This window comes from Vibrio sp. 10N.247.311.14 (assembly GCF_041467715.1).
GTDB classification, from domain to species: domain Bacteria; phylum Pseudomonadota; class Gammaproteobacteria; order Enterobacterales; family Vibrionaceae; genus Vibrio; species Vibrio crassostreae_C.
Map to the genome: position 1 here is coordinate 13,326 of NZ_JBFSVE010000058.1, position 21,123 is coordinate 34,448.

Annotated in this window: 18 protein-coding genes; 12 read left to right on the forward strand and 6 right to left on the reverse strand. The window is 45.1% G+C overall.

Translation table 11 applies throughout. The features are described from left to right. Positions 1 to 5: 5 nt before the first annotated feature. Positions 6 to 1,241, reverse strand: coding sequence for a molybdopterin molybdotransferase MoeA (gene moeA / locus AB6F11_RS18285; RefSeq protein ID WP_017061724.1), 1,236 nt, complete (start codon positions 1,239 to 1,241; stop codon positions 6 to 8). 215 nt (positions 1,242 to 1,456) lie between these two features. Here moeA and folE point away from each other — a divergent pair, with 215 nt between their 5' ends. Then, complete coding sequence (gene folE, locus AB6F11_RS18290) at positions 1,457 to 2,110, forward strand: GTP cyclohydrolase I FolE (protein WP_017061725.1); 654 nt, start codon at positions 1,457 to 1,459, stop codon at positions 2,108 to 2,110. Positions 2,111 to 2,412: 302 nt separating this feature from the next. Here the strand turns inward: folE and AB6F11_RS18295 are convergent, their stop codons facing one another. The 4 genes from AB6F11_RS18295 to AB6F11_RS18310 all read right to left on the reverse strand — a co-directional run bounded on the left by AB6F11_RS18295 (position 2,413) and on the right by AB6F11_RS18310 (position 5,459). Further along, a complete protein-coding gene (locus tag AB6F11_RS18295) occupies positions 2,413 to 3,066 on the reverse strand; it encodes a hypothetical protein (RefSeq protein ID WP_240698611.1) in 654 nt (217 codons plus the stop codon). Beyond that, positions 3,059 to 3,598 carry a YaeQ family protein gene (locus AB6F11_RS18300; RefSeq protein WP_017061727.1) on the reverse strand — a complete coding sequence of 180 codons (540 nt, stop codon included), beginning with the start codon at positions 3,596 to 3,598 and terminating at the stop codon, positions 3,059 to 3,061. The genes AB6F11_RS18295 and AB6F11_RS18300 overlap by 8 nt, the downstream gene beginning before the upstream one ends. 117 nt (positions 3,599 to 3,715) lie before the next feature. Further along, the gene (locus AB6F11_RS18305) at positions 3,716 to 3,925 is read right to left on the reverse strand and encodes a cold-shock protein (RefSeq protein ID WP_010430417.1); all 210 of its coding nucleotides are present in this window, start codon (positions 3,923 to 3,925) and stop codon (positions 3,716 to 3,718) included. A gap of 448 nt (positions 3,926 to 4,373) precedes the next feature. After that, complete coding sequence (locus tag AB6F11_RS18310; protein WP_104216139.1) at positions 4,374 to 5,459, reverse strand: PQQ-dependent sugar dehydrogenase; 1,086 nt, start codon at positions 5,457 to 5,459, stop codon at positions 4,374 to 4,376. A 270-nt stretch (positions 5,460 to 5,729) separates the two neighbouring features. On the opposite strand from AB6F11_RS18310, the gene AB6F11_RS18315 reads away from it, so the two are divergent. The 11 genes from AB6F11_RS18315 (at position 5,730) to AB6F11_RS18365 (ending at position 20,362) form a co-directional block, all read left to right on the forward strand. Continuing rightward, positions 5,730 to 6,923, forward strand: coding sequence for a multidrug effflux MFS transporter (locus tag AB6F11_RS18315; protein ID WP_065583717.1), 1,194 nt, complete (start codon positions 5,730 to 5,732; stop codon positions 6,921 to 6,923). 478 nt (positions 6,924 to 7,401) lie between these two features. Continuing rightward, positions 7,402 to 8,214 (forward strand): crotonase/enoyl-CoA hydratase family protein, encoded by an 813-nt coding sequence (locus AB6F11_RS18320; RefSeq protein WP_017061730.1) that lies wholly within the window; start codon positions 7,402 to 7,404, stop codon positions 8,212 to 8,214. Positions 8,215 to 8,307: 93 nt separating this feature from the next. Continuing rightward, on the forward strand, positions 8,308 to 9,477 hold the full coding sequence (locus AB6F11_RS18325) for an OmpP1/FadL family transporter (RefSeq protein ID WP_104216140.1): 1,170 nt from the start codon (positions 8,308 to 8,310) through the stop codon (positions 9,475 to 9,477). Next, entirely contained in the window at positions 9,477 to 10,166 is a 690-nt protein-coding gene (locus AB6F11_RS18330; RefSeq protein ID WP_104216141.1) for a hypothetical protein, read from the forward strand. The genes AB6F11_RS18325 and AB6F11_RS18330 overlap by 1 nt, the downstream gene beginning before the upstream one ends. A gap of 287 nt (positions 10,167 to 10,453) precedes the next feature. Further along, on the forward strand, positions 10,454 to 11,566 hold the full coding sequence (locus AB6F11_RS18335; RefSeq protein ID WP_032546839.1) for an NADH:flavin oxidoreductase: 1,113 nt from the start codon (positions 10,454 to 10,456) through the stop codon (positions 11,564 to 11,566). Positions 11,567 to 11,985: 419 nt separating this feature from the next. Then, positions 11,986 to 12,633 carry a CatB-related O-acetyltransferase gene (locus tag AB6F11_RS18340; RefSeq protein WP_104216142.1) on the forward strand — a complete coding sequence of 216 codons (648 nt, stop codon included), beginning with the start codon at positions 11,986 to 11,988 and terminating at the stop codon, positions 12,631 to 12,633. A 157-nt stretch (positions 12,634 to 12,790) separates the two neighbouring features. After that, positions 12,791 to 13,255, forward strand: coding sequence for a hypothetical protein (locus tag AB6F11_RS18345; protein ID WP_010430346.1), 465 nt, complete (start codon positions 12,791 to 12,793; stop codon positions 13,253 to 13,255). Between the two features lie 99 nt (positions 13,256 to 13,354). Further along, entirely contained in the window at positions 13,355 to 14,797 is a 1,443-nt protein-coding gene (locus AB6F11_RS18350) for a TolC family protein (protein WP_104216143.1), read from the forward strand. Between the two features lie 11 nt (positions 14,798 to 14,808). Beyond that, complete coding sequence (locus AB6F11_RS18355; protein WP_104216144.1) at positions 14,809 to 16,548, forward strand: efflux RND transporter periplasmic adaptor subunit; 1,740 nt, start codon at positions 14,809 to 14,811, stop codon at positions 16,546 to 16,548. Next, on the forward strand, positions 16,545 to 19,688 hold the full coding sequence (locus AB6F11_RS18360; RefSeq protein WP_104216145.1) for an efflux RND transporter permease subunit: 3,144 nt from the start codon (positions 16,545 to 16,547) through the stop codon (positions 19,686 to 19,688). The genes AB6F11_RS18355 and AB6F11_RS18360 overlap by 4 nt, the downstream gene beginning before the upstream one ends. A gap of 104 nt (positions 19,689 to 19,792) precedes the next feature. Further along, entirely contained in the window at positions 19,793 to 20,362 is a 570-nt protein-coding gene (locus AB6F11_RS18365; protein WP_104216146.1) for a copper-binding protein, read from the forward strand. Positions 20,363 to 20,488: 126 nt separating this feature from the next. On the opposite strand, the gene AB6F11_RS18370 is transcribed toward AB6F11_RS18365, so the two are convergent. Then, complete coding sequence (locus AB6F11_RS18370) at positions 20,489 to 20,746, reverse strand: hypothetical protein (protein ID WP_065583933.1); 258 nt, start codon at positions 20,744 to 20,746, stop codon at positions 20,489 to 20,491. Positions 20,747 to 21,123 lie beyond the last annotated feature (377 nt).

The window sequence follows — 21,123 nt, forward strand, 5'->3', positions numbered from 1 at the left end:
CCTCGTTAGTAAAGCGTGGAGTTAAACAGTTGAATCTGAACCGTTTCACCGACTTCAACACGGCCACGTTCGCGCTCTAGTACCACAAAGCAGTTTGCTAAGCTCATTGAGCGGAAAGCGCCAGAGCTTTGGTTACCTGTTGTTTCTACTACAAACTTACCGTTTTCAATCGAGTAAATACCACGTTGATAATCAGTACGGCCTGGGCCTTTTTTGAATGCAGATTTAGTGATCGCAGGAATCGATTCTGGTGCTGTCCACGCAGTGTGACCGGCAAGTTTAGCCAGCATAGGTTGAACTAACACGTACATGGTCATCATTGCAGACACTGGGTTACCCGGTAGGCCACAGAACCAAGCGTTGTCTAGCTCACCAAATGCGAATGGTTTACCTGGTTTGATTGCTAGTTTCCAAAAGCCGATTTCGCCAAGCTCTTCAAGAATGTCTTTGGTGTAATCAGCTTCGCCGACACTTACGCCACCAGAAGTGACAACTACGTCTGCCAGTTCTTGCGCTTTTACAAAGGTTTCTTTAAGCGTTGCAGGGCAATCAGGAATAATACCTAGGTCAATTGCTTCGCAACCAAACGCTTCAATCAGTGGTTTGATACCGTAGCGGTTGCTGTCGTAGATCTGACCATCTTCAAGAGGCTGACCTAATGGCTTGAGCTCATCGCCAGTAGAGAAGAAAGCGACTTTAGGTTTGTGTGCCACAGTTACATGACTCACACCGAGCGAAGCAATCATTGGAATGTCACGAGGTGTTAAACGTTCGCCACGGCTAAGAACGATATCGCCTTGCTTGATGTCGTCACCGGTAGGGCGAATGTTATTGTTCAGCTTGATGTCGTCTTGCTGAATCTCAATGCCAGCGTCAGTTTCAGCCGTGTTTTCTTGCATGATTACGACGTCACAACCTTCCGGGATCTTTGCGCCAGTCATAATGCGAATACAGGTGTTTGCTGGCCATTCACCTTCAAAAGGTTGACCTGCAAAGGACTTGCCCGCTAAAGGCAGCACTTTACTGTTCTCTAGGTCTGCTAAGCGCAGTGCATAGCCGTCCATTGCTGAGTTATCAAAAGGAGGTACGAAAATAGGGGATAGAATATCTTCAGCAAGTACGTAACCCAATGCTTCTGCCAATGGCAGTGATAAGGTCGTTCGAATAGGTTGAATTGGCGATAGCAGCTTATCTAGTGCTTCTTCAATTGGCATCAAGCCCGGAGCGTCGCAACAGCCCATAATTGAAATCCTTTGATCGTTATTGTTTTGATTTTGTGGTTGGCAATGGTGGTTAAATAATGATCAGAACACCTGGTTCGCCAACGAAATTCTAGCCACTCTAGCACAGTTTAAGCCCCGTAAATAATGACCTCCCTTAAAATATGGGTGTATTTATTCAAAATTCCGAGTATCCTTGTTTGCCATCCAGAAGGGGTAATAAAAGAGGAAGTTCAATGTCAGGTCTTAGCGAATCAGCGAAGTTGGTTAAAGATGCGCTAGCAAGCCGTGGTTTAGAGACACCAATGAGTCCAAACCAGGTTAGCCGAGAAGAGAAAAAGGAACGAATCGAACACCATATGCGTGAGATTCTCACTCTCCTTGAACTTGATCTTACGGACGATAGTCTGGAAGAAACACCGCAACGTATTGCTAAAATGTACGTGGATGAAATTTTCTCTGGTTTGGATTACGCCAATTTCCCTAAAATTACGGTAATCGAAAACAAGATGGGCGTTCGTGAGATGGTACGAGTAAAAGACATTACCGTGACCAGTACTTGTGAGCACCACTTAGTGACGATTGATGGTAAGACTGCGGTCGCTTATATCCCGCGTGGAAAAATCATTGGTCTTTCAAAGATTAACCGTATTGTTCGATTCTTTGCTCAGCGCCCACAAGTTCAAGAGCGTATGACGCAGCAGATCCTTGTTGCATTGCAAACGCTACTCGAAACCGATGACGTTGCTGTAACCATGGATGCGGTTCACTACTGCGTGAAATCTCGCGGTGTAATGGATGCAACCAGCGAAACGACAACAACAGCTCTAGGCGGTATCTTCAGATCAAACCCAGCAACGCGCCACGAGTTCTTACACGGCCTGCGTTGATTCACTGCATTATTAGATGAATTCAATTTAGCCTCTGTAAATTGATGTTCATTGAAATATATTCTAAGCCTCGCTTTATGCGGGGCTTTTTTACGCCTGCAATGAAGTCAACTGTAATGGCTGAGAATGCTGTTATTCCCTAAAGTGAAGAATGAGCGACTTATTCACTTTCGCCATTCCCTAAAGTGAGGAATGAACGTAATAGGGAATCTGTTGCGGCCAAGCAGAAAAAGCACGCTCTATATCTTAACGTTTGTTGAAAGCATATAGAGCGTAACTAGAATCAGTCGCTGGTGGAGTGCTTAAGAAAGGTTAAACAAACGCTTTAAGTGGTGAACAATACAGGATGGCTTGTTCTCGGCTTGATAGATGCTCAAACCATCGTAAAAACTCGCCATGAACTCTACGCGAATCTCATCATCACTGCTTCTCGATATACGAGACAGTAGCGTAGCGGCTACAGCTGCGTGATCATTGGCTAGGCTGTAATCCATTCCTAGTCGTCCTTGAATGAACAACCACAAATGCGTGACTAGTTTTAACTGTTGAGCGTTAGAGTTTTGAAACTTGTCACTGTGCTCAGTGCCCACAGTATTATCGAATACATTTTGCATCGTCTCATTCGCTTCTTTATAGCTTTCAAAGCGATAGCTTGCATCGATATGTTCCTTGGTTAACAGGCCAAGCAACGTCTGACGTGCAGAGTTGTCAGGCTTGTTCTCGCAAGCGTGTTTGAACAGAGCGTGGTTTTCATCAATAAATGACGACAGCTCTTTCTCGTAGCTTGTCGAGAGCGCTTTGACTGAATCTAAACCTGCTTCTTTTAAACACTGGTGAAGCTTGGTTCTAGCTTGTTGTTTAGCTTTGATTTCTTGCTGCGCGTCGGCTTGTTGCTTGGCTTCTTCTAGCTGGCTAGCTGCTGTTTGCGAATTATTCGGGGTTGGACGCTCAGTCATTACTCTGTAGCTCTTCCCACGTTACTTCTGCCGATTGAGTATCGCTGTTAATGAAAGCAGAGTTACCCGTCAGCATGACTGAAAGATCCATCGTACGTTGTGTCATCGCTGCTAGCTGCTCAATACCATCGTTGTCTAGACGAACGATCTGAGCTTTTAGGTAGCCGAATTTACCTTTGTTCTGCTCCCACCAAACGTTTGATTTAGTGTTGAAGCTGAATACGCGTACTGATTTAGATAGGCGAGTTGCCTTCTTAACACGCTCTGGATCAGGTTCGCCTACATCAACCCATTCTAGGATTTGATCGTCTAACGACTTCTGCCATAAATCGGGTTCTTCAATGCTAGACAACCCTTTAGTGAACTCAAGTTCAGGAGACGCATTGATACAGAAAGCCATGATTCGAGCCATCATTCGCTGTTCTGTTTCAGAAGGGTGTTGTGCAACCGTTAGATTGAAAGAGTCGTAATAGTCGCGATTCATATCGGTTAAAGAGATACGAAACTTGTAGATTGTGGGTTTAAGAGCCATTGAGAGGGTGTCTTAGGTAGAAATAGTGAAGGGGAATATTACCTTAAATCTCTGAATAGCGGGTAAAAAAATAGCCAGCAGAGGCTGGCTATTTTTAGAAAGCTTTAAAATACTAAATTAAAGTACTTTGATGCTGTCAGCTTGTGGGCCTTTTTGACCTTGAGATACTACGAACTCAACTTTTTGGCCTTCAGCAAGAGTTTTGAAACCGTCGCCAGTGATAGCAGAGAAGTGTGCGAATACGTCTGGGCCGTTTTCTTGTTGAATGAAGCCGAAGCCTTTAGTTTCGTTGAACCATTTTACTGTACCAGTAACTGTGTTAGACATGATGATATCCTAAAATTAAATTTTTATTTTGAGCCAATTGTGGCACTGATAGCGCGGAAAAGTTTATTGCTATTGCGTACAACACAACGGGGTTACTAGTAATCCAACGAAATGTTTATATACAAAGAACTTTCTTTCTAGCCGGAAACGAGTCTAAATCAAATCAGGGGATAGTCAATCGAATACATAGGGAAAGGTTGCAGAAACTTGGGGGTAGTCAAACTTTGCATTCCTTAAATATCATGGAGTTACAGTTGTATGGTGATTTGTTGTAGTTTTTGTGAAAAAGGTGGTCGAAATTGATGACGAATTTGGAGTCAATGCACTGTTTTAGCGCATTCATTTTTGCAAATTTAAAGCCGCTAACTGGGCGTTGAGCCCACTTTTAACGGCTTATATTTATAAATGTCGTTGTAAGGTAAGTGCCTTTACTTGAACGAGGTCTCGGCTACTTTTTCAAGCGGTACAGGTTGCCATTATCAGTGCTGAAGAAGATGTCTCCGTTTGGTGAAGTTTCGATGTCTCTTATCCTTTCGCCCAAGTCCTCTAAAATGCGTTCTTCCTCGATTGCCTCACCTTGTTCATTGACTGTCACAATATTGATGTGAGTAAGTTTTAGTGCGCCAGCCAGCAGTTTGCCTTTCAGCTCTGGGTATTTGTCTCCTTGGTAAACAAGCAAACTGCCCGGAGCGATTGAAGGAACATAGACTTTTTTTGGCGCTTCAATACCATCTTTGGTTTCCGATTCGCCAACGCTGATAGGGCCCCAATACTCTTTTCCGTGTGAGGTGACAGGCCACCCATAGTTGGCACCCGCTTTTATTAGGTTAATTTCATCACCACCGCGAGGGCCGTGTTCAATCGACCAAAGCTTTTGAGTCGGGAAATCGTAATACAGACCTTGTGGATTACGATGGCCAAAGCTCCAAATTTCATTGAGCACTTTGTTGTTATCCGTGAATGGGTTATCGCTTGGTGTGCTTCCATCGGCATTCAGTCGTAATATTGATCCGGCGTGAGTCATGGTGTCTTGGCCGTTGTCTCGATCACCTCGATCACCGATTGAAAAATACAGGTGGCTATCATCAAAGGTGATACGGCTACCAAAGTGACGTCCTGTGTCCGTTCTGGATTTAGTTACAAACACGTCTGTCCAATTGATGACTTCATTATTGCTGTAATTAGCAGAAGCCAGTGTTGTTACGCCTTCATCATCGATGTCTTTACTGTAAGTGACGTAGAACTTTCCGTTTTCAAAAGGGGAAAGTGCGATATCTAATAATCCACCTTGGCCTTTCGCCCATACATTGGGCAGCCTGAAGAGTGTGTGTTGATCGCCAGTTTTTAAATCGACATGTTTAATGACGCCTGATTTTTCTGTGACTAGCATGGACTTATCGTTGACATAAGCCAGTCCCCAAGGGATCACGAGTCCGTCGGTGATCTTCTCTGCCTGCCAAGCAAAGGCTGACGTTACAGGACCTGAGGCAAGCAGCGCCAAAGCACATGAAAAAATACGGTGATGAGTGTTCATTGAAGTCCCTTGATTATGAGCATCTAGTGTTAGTCTAGCGCTTGTGGCCGATAGGCGGAAAGCCGAGGTTGCTGAAAAGTGACTATTCACATATTTAGTTGAACGCCTATTGTATGATTATACAAGCTCACGTATGTTTACTCTGCCTTTCTCTATTTGATCCTGTCGGAGCATTATGAACAACTCACCAGCAGCATTTTCGCTATTTTCTCAGTTTTTATGTTGTGAGTTAGATACGCACGATTTTTCTTCGAACGGACCTATTAAACGATGAGTCGTGGATTTGATTTTAAATCGATCTTACTTGCGTGCTTGGTCATCAGTATCGGTCAGCTCAGTATGGGACTGGTGTTTCCATCACTACCTTGGATCGCCAAAGACTTCGATGTATCACTAGAGCAAGCCCAGCTATTGGTAAGCGTGTACCTATTAGGTTTTGGGCCTTCCCAGTTTATTTATGGCCCTATTTCCGATGCTCTTGGGCGCAAGAAAGTGCTGCTGAGCGGATTATTAATCGCCATGCTGGGACTATTGATGATCATTTTCTTCAGCCACTCGTTTACCAATATGGTGATGGGGCGATTTCTACAAGGCCTAGGAACCGGCTGTTGCGCTGTACTTGCTCGTGCCTCGACGCGCGATAGATTCAACGGCGCAGACTTGCCTTTGGCTATGTCTTATATTGCGATGGTTGCCTCTATAACACCTTTGATCGCGCCTGTTATCGGTGGGTTTATTAACTTCCACTTTGGCTGGAGTATGGTGTTTATCTCACTACTTGGCTATGTCTCATTGGCTTGGGTGGTATTGGCGTTCAAGTTTAAGGAAACCGTCACTAAGGTTTCGGCTATCCCTTCACCGAAGAAAATGATTTCTCAATACAAAGAGCTACTCACTTCTCGTTATTTTATGAGCTTTGCGAGTATTGGCTGGCTTAACTTTAGCTTGATGATCACCACCGTATCAGTGATGCCATTTATCATGCAAAATCAGATTGGCATGACGTCAGATGAATACGCGATGTGGGCGGTGATTCCTGCATTAGGCATGCTCGGCGGAACAAGCTTATGTAACCGTATTCGCCCTATGCTGGGCAACAAGAAAACTCTGTTATGCACACCTGTATTACATGTGGCTGCGGCGTTGTGGCTTTTCTTTTGTCCACTTGAGCCACTTTATTTAATGCTTGGCCAGTTCTTGATGATTCTTGGCAATGGTATAGCGTTACCTTGTGCTCAGGCGTTGGTGATGTTGCCTTATAAGAAGAACGCTGGCGCGGCTGCTGCGATGTCTGGCGGAGGGCAGATGGTGGTGTCTTCAATGGTGAGCATGGGGCTGGTTCAGTTAGGACTAGGAGAAGCGTGGCATCTATCGCTTGTCATCATGTTGTTCACACTGATTACCCTGTTTAACATTTTGCGTGGTTTCAGTAGCCAAGAAGCGAGAGAGTCTCAGCTCAGTTAGTTGCTTAGGTAATTAGCTAGCTGCCTGGCTAGTAGGAACGAGAAGGCCATTGAAATGATGAATTTCAATGGCCTTTTTAATGTTCAGCGCTTTGGTTTAAGTTACCAGAATATATGCTATTTTCTGACTGCTTAGGGCAAGTGGTAGTGTTCCGAGCGCAGCTTGCGGCAGGGACGTTAGTTTCCATTATTGCTGGCAGCTACTTTATCTTCTTGCTACTGAAATCTCGAAGAACATAGGTTTTGCTCATGACCGAAAGCCATTGCTAATCAAAGCTACTGGCAATCAAAGCCATTGGCGATAAAAGCTACGGATGAAAAGCAGTGAATGGAGCGATCCATCACTGCTTTTTTGTTGATGTCGTTTGTGTAAAGGGAAAGACGTTAAGCAACACAGGTCTCGCTTCTTAATGTGCAAGTTTGGCATATGTTAATAAAATGTATAACCTAAAGGTCTGACCACTGATAAGGTAGCCACCATGCCAAACCTCGATCGTATTACTTGTTCTATCGATAAAAACCAAATTGCGACGGTTGTGTTGAATCGACCCGATAAGCTCAATGCTATTGATATGGCAATGTTTCAAGGCGTGAATAACATGGTGACTCAGCTGAAAAAGAACACCGAGATTCGTGCCGTAATAGTAAAAGGTGAGGGTTCTGATTTTTGTTCAGGGCTTGATGTTAAGTCCCTATTAACCAGTAAATCTGGGGCGATGAAGCTCTTGTTTAAATGGCTACCGACATTGCCTAACGCTGCACAACGCTTTTCATTGGGTTGGCGAGATATTCCATGCCCTGTCATTTTTGCGATTCATGGTCGTTGTTGGGGAGGCGGCCTGCAATTGGTCAGTGGGGGTGATTTTAGAATTGCTAGCCCGGATGCGAACTTCTCTATATTGGAAGCAAAGTGGGGTCTGATTCCAGACATGGGAGGCGCTATCGCTTTTAGAGAGCTGATGCGTAAAGATCACACCCTTGAAATGGCGATGACGGCCAAAGTGATCGACTGTGAAACCGCTAAAGAATATGGGTTGGTGACCAAGATTGCCGAAGATCCTTACGCTGAAGCCTATGCGTTGGCACTTGAGTGTGCGAATCGGTCGCCAGATGTCGTCGCTGCTAACAAGAAGCTCTACAACAAGACTTGGTGGTCAAGCCCGGGCATGGCTGTATTCTGCGAAACTTGGTATCAGATAAAGGTTGGGTTAGGTAAGAACAGGGCGATTGCTGCTCAACGTGAAATTCATCGAGACAAACCACGCCCTTACGTCGCCAGAAAGTTTAAATAGCGCTTGTACAGGAATAATGGATATTCCCTTTGTTTATTGAGCTTTGCGGTAACCTTAGAGCAATTTAATGTCTAAGGCTAAATGAGCGCTCTGATGAACAAAACTTTTACTTACTCTCTAGCTGCCACTGCAATTTTTACGAGCTTAAATGCATTCGCAAGTGGCCTGTTTTTGCAAGAAGCTGTCGTTGCCAACGCTGGTACTACTGGTGCTGGCGACGGTGTTTACACTCGATCTGCAGCGGCGATGTGGACAAACCCTGCCACTATGTCTCACATGGGCGAAAGCAAAACGACCATCAATACCATGGCGTTCGATCTTGAGATGCAGTATCAAGACAACGGCGATAAGCAAGACGGTAAAGCACATACAGTGATGCCTTCATTTGGTGTCTTCCACGCGCATCAAGTCACTGACAAATTACACCTTGGTATTGCACTTGGTGCCGTTGGTGGCTCTAGCGTTGATTACGGTAACGAATGGGCAGGTCATCTTTTACTTCAAGATATTACGCTTACTGCGATGCAAGTGAATCCATCACTGAGTTACCAACTGAATGACCAGTGGTCGGTTGGGGCGGGTGTACAATTAAGTTGGGCTGCATTACAGCAATCATCCTCTCTTTTTACAGCTAAGCAAGACACTGATTGGGCTTATGGCTATAACCTTGGCGTAATGTACACACCGACAGACAAGCTTAAATTGGGTGCTAGTTATCGTTCTAAACTCGAACATGAATTTAACAATGATGTGAATGTATTTACTGGCGGCCAGCGTTCATTAAATACTGGTATAGATGTACCTGAAATTGTTGATGCCAGTTTGAGTTATGCATTTAATACTCAGCTTGATCTATTAGCTAGTGTGCAATTTCATCGTTGGAGTCAATGGGATAGCACTGTTTTAGATTTGGGTACAAACCAAAATGGTAACCTTCCAATTAATCAAACACTATTGCGCGATTGGGACGATGTATGGAAGTTTGCAGTTGGTGCAGATTACCAACTTAACTCAGACTGGCGTTTGAAAGCCGGTTTCTCTTACGAAACTTCTCCACAAGACGACCCGACAATGCAGTATGTTGATCTTCCCGTTGGTGAGCAGTATCGCTACTCAGTGGGTGCATCTACCTATTGGGATGATATCTTAATTGATGTGTTCTACGAATATGCTGACTTGGGTTCAGTAGATATGGACCGATTCATGGTTGACGGTTCATTCGATGGCCGTATCCACTTTGTTGGTGTTAGCGCGACCTTCTAATGACATTACGTAATCTACTAATCATTACTTTAGTGTCTTTATTTTCAACGGGTGCTTTTGCTGAAGAGAAGCACCCTGATGATCCGACTAAAATCGTAACCAAAGCTGGCGTTGCTTATAACGAAGATCTGCAGTTCTCTGGGTCTATTGGGCTTGATGAAGCGCGAATGATCAACGCTCGTGTTAATGCTGACGGTGAAGAGTGGCGAGTAGGCGGTTCATGGTTGTTGCCTATGGGGATCGTCAATTTCAACTTTAGCCGCTCTGAATACGACAACGATGCTTATAAGAACAACTACAGTATTGGTACGTTTATACCACTGAGTTATTTCGACATTGAGCCGTTCGGTTGGCAAATCTTCCCTATGGCTGGCTACAGTTATAATGATGGCGAAGTGGCGGTTTTCGATGATGATAACGTTGGCTCTGATTATGTATTGATGCCGAGTTCAACACATGGTGGCTACATTGGTGCCTTTGGTTTAAAAACGATTACGGATGAGTGGTCGATTATGGGCTTCGGTGGCGGTTCAATGGGGTCTGATGATTATTCAGGGTATTGGGCAGGCGTCGGTGTTAGCTACAAGTTGAGTGACGCTCAATCATTCAACTTCTTCACTATTTTTGCTGAGGACGATTTCGGTGAAAATAACAGTGTTGGCGCGTCTTACACCTATGAGTTCAAATAACTGTTAGCAGGCAGAAATTCGCAGGTGGACACCTCTCGTAAGAACCATTGACTTAGTCCAGATTAAATTGAACAAAGTCGCTTATTAAAACTTAGCGACTTTCTTTTGTTACCATTTCTCCAATCTTTTTTATCTCTTTTTGATGCTTTCTATATCTTTCTCACATGAGAGTGCCGCTCTCTTAATCTAGATTAAGTTTTCGCTGCCTTATTCTCTGTAGTATCCGCCTGAATCAGTGCCCATGCTTAATGGGTAACTTGCGTAACACGATTTTGAGAGGAAGACACTTGAGCACTTTGTTTACAGAAACCCACATTGGCAAGATGACACTAAAGAATCGCTTCATGAGAAGTGCAACGTGGGAAAATATGGCCACCGAAGATGGGCATATGACAGATAAACTGTACGCTATCTATGAAGAGTTGGCTCAAGGTGAAGTCGGCCTGATCGTGACGGGCTACGCGAACATTGTTGAAGAAGAAAAGCCGAATGCAGGCATGATGGGTATGTATAACGACTCATTCATTGAAGAGTATCAAAAGCTGACTCAACTGGTGCACGACAACGACTCTAAAATCGTGATGCAGTTGGCTTATGGTGGCACCAAAACCACGCATGACCTTGGCGAGCGAGTAATCTACGCACCAAGTGAGGTTCCAGAAAAAGGAACTCAAACTCTAGGCAAAGCGATGACCAAAGACGAGATCGACTACATTGTTGATGCGTTTGCTCAAGCGTCTTTGAGAGCACAGAAGTCAGGCTTTGATGGCGTTGAAATTCATGCCGCTCACACTTACCTGATTAACCAATTTCTAAGCCCTTATTACAACCAACGTGAAGATGAATACGGCGGTAGCTTAGAAAACCGCATGAGATTTTTGTTAGAGATCTATACCGCGACACGTAAGCTGGTAGGTGATGATTTCCCTATCTTGGTTAAGCTCACGGCATCCGAGTTTTTTGAAGGTGGCGTCACCTTTGAGGAAACACGTATTGTCTGTAAAAAGCTTGAACAAGTGGGTGTGGATGGCATTGTCGTGTCAGGCAATATTCATGGCAAAGCAGACACTATGATTGGCGAGTCGCACGATGGTTTTACCATTCAAGCTGAAGGCTACTTCCATGAGTATGGTCACGCGATCAGCCAAGACGTTAATATCCCAGTGATCACGGTTGGTGGTCTAACGGATTTTGATGCTATCGAAGCGATTGCAAACAACACGGGCATTGAGTACTTCGCGCTTTCAAGACCGCTGCTTTCTGAACCCCATTTAGTGAAGCGTTGGAAGGAAGGGGATAGAAGCCCTGTTGAATGCGAACGATGCTCTAAGTGTCGTACTAAGCGCGGTAACTTCTGCGTGGTGAATAAAGACAGAAAAGTACAGCTTGCACGCATGTAGTCGCTGAGCCCAGCTCCAAGCGAGCTCCGAAGTTTATAGCTGAGTCTAAGTTTGAGCCTGTGTAATCGCGCAGGCTCTTGTTCATTCCGTATTCCACGAAACGAAATTTGAAACCTTATTAATCACATCTTCCTGTCAAATTGGCGCGACTAAACAGTTACACTACGCCTGTAAATTATCCAACCAAGTTATCGATAAAAACTGAGCAAACTTTGAAACTACTTCCTCTTCTTAAGCAACCTCGAATCCACTGACGTCTCTTTAGTTTTAGCGATATTGCTATGATTTAAGCGTGATACTCACTATTCATCCCAGTGAACCCTGTGTTTATAGGGCGTTAGTTTGTGCACCTTGGATTTGCATCGTCGAACATTTTGATAGTTAACGAATAAAACTTAATAGATCATTCAGAGGTAAAAATGCAAAAGAAGCATTGGTCCAAATTCGAGTTGCTGCATGAAGTCGTAACCAACCCCAATATTCACGTAAAAGGTCAACACAGTTATTACAGCGATTGCTGGGATAATGGGTTCGAGCAATCTGTCGTCCGTTATTTACATGGCGACGAAGTCAGCCGCCAGTGGGAGCCTCGATGGGAAATCGACGAACTCCATATCGGCGATTATGTCTGCATTGGCGCAGAGGTTGTGATTTTAATGGGTGGCAACCATACCCACAGAGTTGATTGGTTTTCGCTGTATCCATTTATGGATGTAATCGACGATGCCTACATTGGCAAAGGTGACACTCACATTGAAGATGGGGTGTGGTTAGGCATGAGAGCGATGGTGATGCCCGGTGTGACGATTGGCGAAGGCGCTGTGGTTGCAGCGAATAGTGTGGTGACTAAAGACGTCGCTCCATACAGCATTGTCGGTGGTTCTCCAGCTAAAGTCGTCAAATACCGCTTTGATGAGTCCGTTATTGAAGAACTGATTTCGATGAAAATATACGACTGGCCTGAAGATAAGTTTGAATTATTGAGGAAGCACTTAAGTGGTTCTGATCTACAGGCACTCAAAAATTCGCTAGTTGAGTATGATGCGCAAACCCCGGTAAACGATTAATTGAACTTAGTATTAGGAACACTCAGTTGCTTGTTGAGTGTTCTTTTTGTCCATCTATTCAGCAACTACCATCAATTTCATCACATCTGTGTACTTCATCATTGACCTTACCCTAAGGGTAACCTTTATAGTTACCTTGAAAACCTAAAGGTAAGCTATGACAAACACATTCCGAAAAACTTGGATTATTGTTTTCAGCATCATTGCGATGTTGATGTCTAGCTATGCCTCAAGCTCCTCAGCCTTGATGACTGAAGTAATGATGATGGAAATGGGTTCGAGCAAATCGGCTTGTTACCACAGCGGTACTTCGGTTAATGATTCAATGGCAGGGTGTCATGTGATGAGTGAAAAAGTACACGCTGAAGACTCTAACATGAGTGCCCATGCTTTGATGGCTCAATACGATATGTCTTCAATGAGCGAAGACGGCAGTTCGATGATGGGTAACCATTGTTCGAGTGCCGATTGCTGTGCCTCAATGTGTTCTGCAAGTCCCTATCCAATTCAGGCTGTTCAAGCCGTTGATCAACTTTCCTTTTCATTAGCTCGTTTTCAATCGGTCACGATTGGCCAGAAAGTCGCACGTGCTCAATCTTTGTTACGCCCGCCCACTGCATAAATCTATATCTAAAAATACAGCTCTATCAGTTAGATAAATCTGATAAGTCATTCTTTTTTATGCGCTAATTAGCGCTAGATATGGACATTCATTGTGAATATGAAACCAACAACCTCTGTGTTTGTCATGAACACGAGCTTAGTGGTTGCTGCTGCCTTGCCTATGGCCTTGTTTTCAAGTGCTACGCTCGCGGCTACCACTGCGTCAGCTTCAAATGCTCAAGATATTTCAGCACATGACCAAGCAAGTTCGACGCAGCAACTCAATACACTGATTGAGATTGCGTTAAGCGAAGATGGAAATCGCAAACAGTACTTTGCTCAGTCTCAAGCGATGCGAGAAACGGGCATTGCCAGCTCGACCTTAATGGACCCGAAATTGAAAGTTGGATTTGGCGGTTTGCCTGTCGATAGCTTTCAATTCGACGAAGACCCGATGACTAATATATCGGTAGGGCTGATGCAGCAGTTTGAGCGTGGCGATACGCTTAACCTCCAACAGAAAAAGGCAGGCCAACAGGCAGATGCTTTAGCTTTGCAGGTGCAAGCAAGAGAATTGACGGTTGCGAATAGCATGACGCAGCTTTGGCTTGAGTTAGGTTATCAGCAAAAGGCTGAGTCGGTGATTCGTCAAAATCGTCGTTTGTTGGTTGAGCTTGAAAACTATGTACAAACCAATTACTCGATTGGTAAAAGTGAAGCGCAAGATCTGCTTAATGCTCAGCTCCAAGTGAGCAAGCTTGATGAGAAACTTCAGGCAAACCAGCAGGTTCAGCGTCGTCTAATCTCTCAGCTTTCTGAATGGTTGGGTTCTGATTGGCTAGGCTCTCAGGTTCTTGATTCTCAGGGCACACTGAATGCAACTAACCAAATCGATTGGTCGTTGTTGGAAAGCAAATTAGCGACCAATATCGATTCAACTAAGCACTACCAGCTACTGACTGACCATCCTTTGGTTAAGATCTCCGATGTCAGTATTTCCTCCAATCAAACTCAGGTTGAGTTAGCCGAGCAAGCTTATACCCCGCAGTTTGGGGTGGAAGTGATGTATGCACACCGTCAAGCCAATAACATGGCGGGTGAACCAGCTTCTGATCTGGTGAGTGCTTATCTGACAGTGGACATCCCGTTGTTTACAGGGAACCGACAAGATAAAAACTTATCGGCTGCTCAGTATCAAGTTGGTGCGGCTAAATCTCAAAAAGACACCTTACTTTCCCAAATGAACGCGCAAGTGAACGCATTGCTGGTGGACAGATCAAATCTGATCCAGCGATTAGATCGCTATCAAACGTCCTTGCTTCCTCAAACCGCAGCCCGAATCAGCGCGGTTGAGAGGGGCTATCAAAACAATACCGCTCAGTTTAACGATGTCATTTTAGCAACGACCGATGAGCTGGCGCTTAAGTTAGAGCAACAACGTTTGATCACCGATCTCAACATCGTTAACAGCAAACTGGCAGCGTTAGTCAGTGGCTTTGAATACCAAGTAAACCAACCACAACTCAACTCAAGCGCAACTAAACACACAGCCAATCAATAAGGGAATAGACAATGAGTACAGTAAAAGTAGCAACAATCGCTTTATTGGTCGGTGGTGCATTGGGTTTTGGTGTGAACTATTTTCTAATTAATCCAGCACACGACATGTCAGCAATGGCAACGAGTACAGGCGCAGATGTAAGTAAACAGGCCAAGGATGAACCTCTGTATTGGGTGGCTCCGATGGACCCAAATTATCAGCGAGACAAGCCGGGTCAGTCACCTATGGGGATGGATTTAATCCCTGTTTACGCGGATGACTCAAGTGGTGTTAAAGATGAGCCCGGTACCGTGTTCATTGATTCGTCGGTAGAAAATAATCTGGGTGTCAAAACAGCGAAAGTTAAGTTCGAAGCGCTGTCTCCTCGGATTGAAACCGTGGGTTATGTGGCGTTCGATGAAAGTACATTGTGGCAAACCAACGTGCGTGTTTCTGGTTGGGTTGAGAAGCTCTACATCAACGCAGTGGGTGAGAAGGTAAACAAAGGTGATGTGCTTTTCACACTCTATTCTCCAGAGCTTGTTAAAGCACAAGAAGAGTTGATCAGTGCTTATAAAACGGGTCGTAAAGGTTTGATCAAGGGCTCGACTGAACGCTTAATTACCTTGGGTGTTGATAAGACTCAAATCCGCGCTATTACGCGCAAAGGCAAAGCCTCACAAACCATTGAAGTCAAAGCGCCAGCCGATGGTGTCATCGCAAGTTTGAATATCCGAGAAGGTGGTTACCTTTCACCTGCACAAGCGGTGAACAGTGCTGGCCCATTAGGCGAAGTATGGGTTGATGCTGAGGTGTTTGAGCGTCAAGCGCACTGGATCTCGTCAGGCAGCAATGCGGTGATGACGCTAGATGCCATTCCCGGCAAAGAGTGGTTGGGTAATGTCGATTACGTGTACCCAATCCTTGACCCAAAAACTCGAACCTTGCGCGTTCGTTTGAAGTTCTCCAATCCAAATGGCGAGCTTAAGCCAAATATGTTTGCCAATATTGCGCTGAAACCCATCAGTGATGAAGCCGTTCTTACTATCCCAAGATCTTCGGTGATTCACTCCGGTGGTATGACTCGAGTGGTGATGTCAAAAGGTTCTGGCAAGTATCGCTCTGCTCGTATTGAGGTTGGTCGTGAAGCTGGCGAAAAAATAGAGGTGCTTCAAGGGCTAGAGCAAGGCGAAAACATTGTCACTTCTGCGCACTTCATGTTGGATTCTGAATCGAGCCAATCTGCTGATCTGTCACGCATCAATGGTGTTGAGGAACAAGCTGAAACCGTATGGGCAAACGGTGAAATTTCCGATGTTATGCAAGGCAGTCGCATGGTGACGATTAACCATCAGCCTGTTCCTGAATGGGATTGGCCGGGCATGGTGATGAATTTCACCTTTGCGGAAGGCTTGGACATGAGTGACGTGCAACGTGGTAAGGCGATTGATTTTGAGATGAGAAAGACAGAGTCAGGGCAGTACGAGGTTGTTGATTACAAGGTCAACAAACACAAGATCGCTGGCGAAGTTTGGGTAACAGGCGACATCACTATGTTGATGGCAGATTTTGGCATGATCACCGTAAAACATCAGCCAGTCCCTGAGTGGAATTGGAAAGCGGGTGAAATGAATTTCCAAGCCAGTGATGACCTTGATTTATCTGAGTTTACCGAGGGTCAAACCATTCGGTTTCTAGTGGCGAAGCAAGGTTCTGATTATGTGCTCAAATCTCTCGAACCGACGAATAGCACGGGTGAGGGCGAACTATGATCAATGCAATCATTCGCTGGTCTATTAGCAACCGCTTCTTAGTGCTGGTTGCTACTTTAGCCATCGTATTTGGCGGCTTATACAGCGTTAAAAATACACCGGTCGATGCCATTCCTGATTTGTCAGATGTTCAGGTAATCATCAAAACCAGTTATCCGGGTCAAGCTCCACAGGTGGTCGAGGATCAGGTGACCTATCCATTGACCACCGCCATGTTAGCTGTACCGGGTGCTGAAACAGTTCGTGGTTACTCGTTTTTTGGTGATTCCTATGTCTATATCATCTTCAATGATGATACTGATATGTACTGGGCGCGTTCACGAGTGTTGGAGTACTTAAGCCAAGTTGCACCTAACTTGCCATCGAGTGCCAAGCCAACACTAGGGCCAGATGCAACCGGTGTGGGCTGGGTTTACAGCTACGTGTTGCAAGATAAAACCGGTCAGCACGACTTAGCGGAACTTCGTAGTTTGCAAGATTGGTTCTTGAAGTATGAGTTGCAAACCGTAGAAGGCGTGTCTGAAGTGGCGACCGTTGGCGGCATGGTGAAGCAGTATCAAGTACAGATTGATCCTGCCAAGTTACGTGCATATGACCTGACGCTTCAGCAAGTCAACAAGGCAATCCAAGATGGTAATCAAGAAACAGGAGCGTCTGTTGTCGAGATTGCCGAAGCCGAGCACATGGTTCGCACGACCGGTTACCTGACAAGCATTGAAGACATTCAATCTTTGCCGCTAAAAGTGACTGACAAAGGGACTCCACTGCTGCTCGGCGACATTGCTGACATTAACCTTGGCCCACAAATGCGTCGTGGTATCTCAGAACTCAATGGTGAGGGCGAGGCGGTTGGCGGCGTTATCGTGATGCGCTTTGGTGAAAATGCCAGTGAAGTGATCGACTCGGTTAAATCCAAACTCGCTGAACTGCAAGCTGGCTTGCCTGATGGTGTTGAGATTGTCGCGACTTATGACCGTTCGACTTTGATTGATTCAGCCGTTGAAAACCTTTGGAAGAAGCTGGCTGAAGAGTTCATCGTGGTCGCCGTGGTGTGTGCGCTGTTCTTGTTCCATATCCGCTCATCACTGGTTATCGCGCTAAGTCTGCCTGTTGGTATTTTAGGTGCTTTTATCGTGATGCATTGGCAGGGTATTAACGCCAACATCATGTCTCTTGGCGGAGTAGCGATTGCGATTGGCGCCATGGTGGATGGTGCCATCGTGATGATCGAGAACGTTCATAAACACATTGAACGGACTCCGCTCACTGACAAAAACCGTTGGCAGGTGATTGGTAAGGCAGCAGAAGAAGTTGGCGCACCGCTGTTCTTCTCTCTGATTATCATTACCTTGAGCTTTGTGCCTGTGTTCGCGTTAGAAGGCCAAGAGGGCAAGATGTTCTCGCCACTCGCGTTTACCAAGACGTATGCGATGGCGGCAGCGGCGGGTTTGGCTATCACGCTTGTGCCTGTGCTAATGGGTTACTTCATTCGCGGCAACGTGCTACCTGAACACACAAACCCAGTAAACCGTAGCCTAGTGGCGATGTACAAACCGCTTCTGAACCTCAGCCTAAAATATCCCAAGGTGATGATTGTTATCGCACTTGGCTTAATGGCGTCTGCTTATTACCCAACCAGTAAGCTTGGTAGCGAGTTCATTCCTCCTTTGGACGAAGGGGATTTAATGTACATGCCAACCACGTATCCGGGCATCTCAATAGGTAAGGCTCGTGAGTTGTTGCAACAAACCAACAAGCTCATCAAAACCATCCCAGAAGTCGAAACCACGTGGGGCAAAATTGGTCGAGCAGAGACTGCAACCGATCCTGCACCGTTAACCATGATTGAAACCGTAATTCAGCTTAAACCACGAGACGAGTGGCGTGACGGCGTCACTACGGAGTCTCTGCGTAAAGAGTTCGATGATCTGATTCAGTTCCCAGGTTTGACCAATGCGTGGGTTATGCCAATCAAAACGCGTATTGATATGTTAGCGACTGGTATCAAAACCCCAATTGGGATCAAAATCGCTGGCCCGGAGCTTAGCGTGATTGAAGATATTGGTTCGCAACTTGAACCCATCCTCAACAAGGTTAGTGGCACTGCTTCGGTATATGCCGAACGTGTTGCGGGTGGTCGTTATGTGACGATAGACATTAAACGACGCTCTGCTGCGCGATATAGCTTGAGCATTAAAGAAGTGCAACAGGTTATCTCGACTGCGGTTGGTGGCATGAACGTGGGTGAAACCGTTGAGGGACTAGAGCGTTACCCGATCAATGTCCGTTATCCACAAAGCTATCGTGATTCTGTCGTTAAGTTACAGAACCTACCGTTAGTGACACCAAACGGTGCTCGTATCGCGCTTTCTGATGTCGCGGATATTCGATATGAAGATGGCCCTCCGATGATCAAAACAGAGAATGCGCGTCCTAATGGTTGGGTGTTCGTGGATATCGAAGGGCGTGACCTTGGTTCTTATGTGGCAGAGGCACAAAAAGTCGTTACAGATCAAATTGTTTTGCCTGCGGGTTACTCACTGGCTTGGTCTGGTCAATACGAGTACATGGAACGCGCCAAAGATCGCTTAAGTGTGGTCGTGCCTATCACCATTGCCATCATTATGTTGCTGCTGTATTTGAGCTTCCGCCGTGTCGGTGAAGTGATGATGATCATGCTGACATTGCCACTCGCGATGGTGGGTGGTTTATGGCTGATGCATGTCCTCAATTATAACTTCTCCATTGCGGTGGGTGTGGGCTTTATCGCGCTTGCCGGGGTAGCTGTCGAGATAGGTGTGATCATGTTGGTGTACCTCAACCAGGCGTGGCATTACAAAAAACTCGATGCCGAACAGAACCAACAAAAACTTCAACTTACTGATTTAACCGATGCCATTCGTGAGGGGGCAGGGCTTCGAGTTCGCCCAGTGATGATGACGGTGCTTACGGTGATCATTGGCCTCATTCCAATTATGTATGGCGAGGGAACGGGCTCAGAAGTGATGCAACGAATCGCCGCGCCAATGATAGGTGGTATGGCTTCTGCACTACTGCTTACCTTACTGGTGTTGCCTGCAATCTTTAAGCTCTGGAAACAGCGTGAGATTACGCAAAGCCAAAGCGTGACAAAAAAATAACGTATTGACTATTAGCCCTTACTTACCAAAAACAGAGAGGTAAGGGCGCATTACATGAACATGTGAAACCAACAAAACAAACAGAATATATTTAAGGAACGACCATGAAAAAGACACTAATTACTATCGCTTTAACAATCACCGCTTCAACAGCATTTGCTGCAATGGATCATTCAGCTGGTGGCCATTCGAATATGGACCACTCGATGATGAAGAGTGGAGAGATGGATCATTCAAAAATGGATCACAGCATGATGAAGGATGGAAAGATGGACCATTCGATGATGAATATGGAAGGCATGTCTGAAGTGGGTATGCCTGCGACAGGCGCAAAGCCGGATAAAGTGGTTCATGTTCTGTTAAGTGACGATATGAAAATCACATTTAAGAACAAGGTTGATATTGAGCCAAACGACGTGGTGCAGTTTGTTGTGATGAATACGGGCAAGATTGATCACGAATTCTCGATTGGTTCTGCTTCAGAGCAGCTAGAGCACCGTGAAATGATGAAAAACACGGGTAATCACGCCCATGACTCGGGTAGCACAGTTACAGTTAAGTCGGGTAAAGCGAAGCAATTGCTGTGGCATTTCCATGGTGATAATAACGTAGAGTTAGCGTGCAATATCCCTGGTCACGCTGAAGCGGGTATGGTGAAGTCGTTAACGCTTTAGACGTTAATCAATAGCGCTTTGTTGAATTAGAAATTCAATGAGGGCTAGAAAATTAAAGATAAGTCTTAACTTATACCTAAAGCGCTTTGCTGTGAGGGATTCGCTGAGGCTTATCTTTATTTATAGTCACTGTAGCAAGATAGAAGTTTCAAGCAGATGGTGTGCTTCGCCGCTCAGATGCGGTAGCTCTGCCATGATCTTTTTAAACTTGTCATCGATTGACTCTGCTTCATTCAGCGATCGAAAAGCCAGTACAGCCTGTTCAGGCTCGCTGTTCACATAACCTTTCAATGTATCTAGCTGAATTTTATTGGCATTTTCAACTTTTGCTAGCGCGACATTAATTGCTTCGATGCTAATTGTTAACTCATTGCTTTTAAACATTTTTTATTATTTATGGGTTGTTGCTAATGCGCGCACATTAACACAATGATTTTTGCAGATATTGACCAAGATTATTAAATTGGAACAATTTTGAAAATCATTAAAAGCTGAACTGCAATGTGTGATTTGGATAGGTGTCAGAAATACGAAGCGAATTAAGGAGTTAATAGCTTTGGTTGGTCACTTAGCGTTGATTCGTCAATCTAAGCTTAAACCAAATTAGTTTAATCAGTATAGATTTAATGACTATGGATTTATCGAACGGAGAAAGTTTTTGAATAGGGTATCGCTGGAAGAAAGTATGTCATGGAGCTTAAGGAGAAGTTGGAGCGTGCAGCGGGAATCGAACCCGCATCATCAGCTTGGAAGGCTGAGGT

Coding starts and splice junctions, on each gene's coding strand:
- AB6F11_RS18330 (WP_104216141.1), top strand. CDS start 9,477: ATGACATTACGTAATCTACTAATCATTACTTTAGTGTCTTTATTTTCA.
- AB6F11_RS18295 (WP_240698611.1), bottom strand. CDS start 3,066: ATGACTGAGCGTCCAACCCCGAATAATTCGCAAACAGCAGCTAGCCAG.
- AB6F11_RS18300 (WP_017061727.1), bottom strand. CDS start 3,598: ATGGCTCTTAAACCCACAATCTACAAGTTTCGTATCTCTTTAACCGAT.
- AB6F11_RS18345 (WP_010430346.1), top strand. CDS start 12,791: ATGACAAACACATTCCGAAAAACTTGGATTATTGTTTTCAGCATCATT.
- AB6F11_RS18355 (WP_104216144.1), top strand. CDS start 14,809: ATGAGTACAGTAAAAGTAGCAACAATCGCTTTATTGGTCGGTGGTGCA.
- AB6F11_RS18365 (WP_104216146.1), top strand. CDS start 19,793: ATGAAAAAGACACTAATTACTATCGCTTTAACAATCACCGCTTCAACA.
- AB6F11_RS18320 (WP_017061730.1), top strand. CDS start 7,402: ATGCCAAACCTCGATCGTATTACTTGTTCTATCGATAAAAACCAAATT.
- AB6F11_RS18305 (WP_010430417.1), bottom strand. CDS start 3,925: ATGTCTAACACAGTTACTGGTACAGTAAAATGGTTCAACGAAACTAAA.
- AB6F11_RS18350 (WP_104216143.1), top strand. CDS start 13,355: ATGAAACCAACAACCTCTGTGTTTGTCATGAACACGAGCTTAGTGGTT.
- AB6F11_RS18360 (WP_104216145.1), top strand. CDS start 16,545: ATGATCAATGCAATCATTCGCTGGTCTATTAGCAACCGCTTCTTAGTG.
- moeA (WP_017061724.1), bottom strand. CDS start 1,241: ATGGGCTGTTGCGACGCTCCGGGCTTGATGCCAATTGAAGAAGCACTA.
- AB6F11_RS18340 (WP_104216142.1), top strand. CDS start 11,986: ATGCAAAAGAAGCATTGGTCCAAATTCGAGTTGCTGCATGAAGTCGTA.
- folE (WP_017061725.1), top strand. CDS start 1,457: ATGTCAGGTCTTAGCGAATCAGCGAAGTTGGTTAAAGATGCGCTAGCA.
- AB6F11_RS18370 (WP_065583933.1), bottom strand. CDS start 20,746: ATGTTTAAAAGCAATGAGTTAACAATTAGCATCGAAGCAATTAATGTC.
- AB6F11_RS18310 (WP_104216139.1), bottom strand. CDS start 5,459: ATGAACACTCATCACCGTATTTTTTCATGTGCTTTGGCGCTGCTTGCC.
- AB6F11_RS18315 (WP_065583717.1), top strand. CDS start 5,730: ATGAGTCGTGGATTTGATTTTAAATCGATCTTACTTGCGTGCTTGGTC.
- AB6F11_RS18325 (WP_104216140.1), top strand. CDS start 8,308: ATGAACAAAACTTTTACTTACTCTCTAGCTGCCACTGCAATTTTTACG.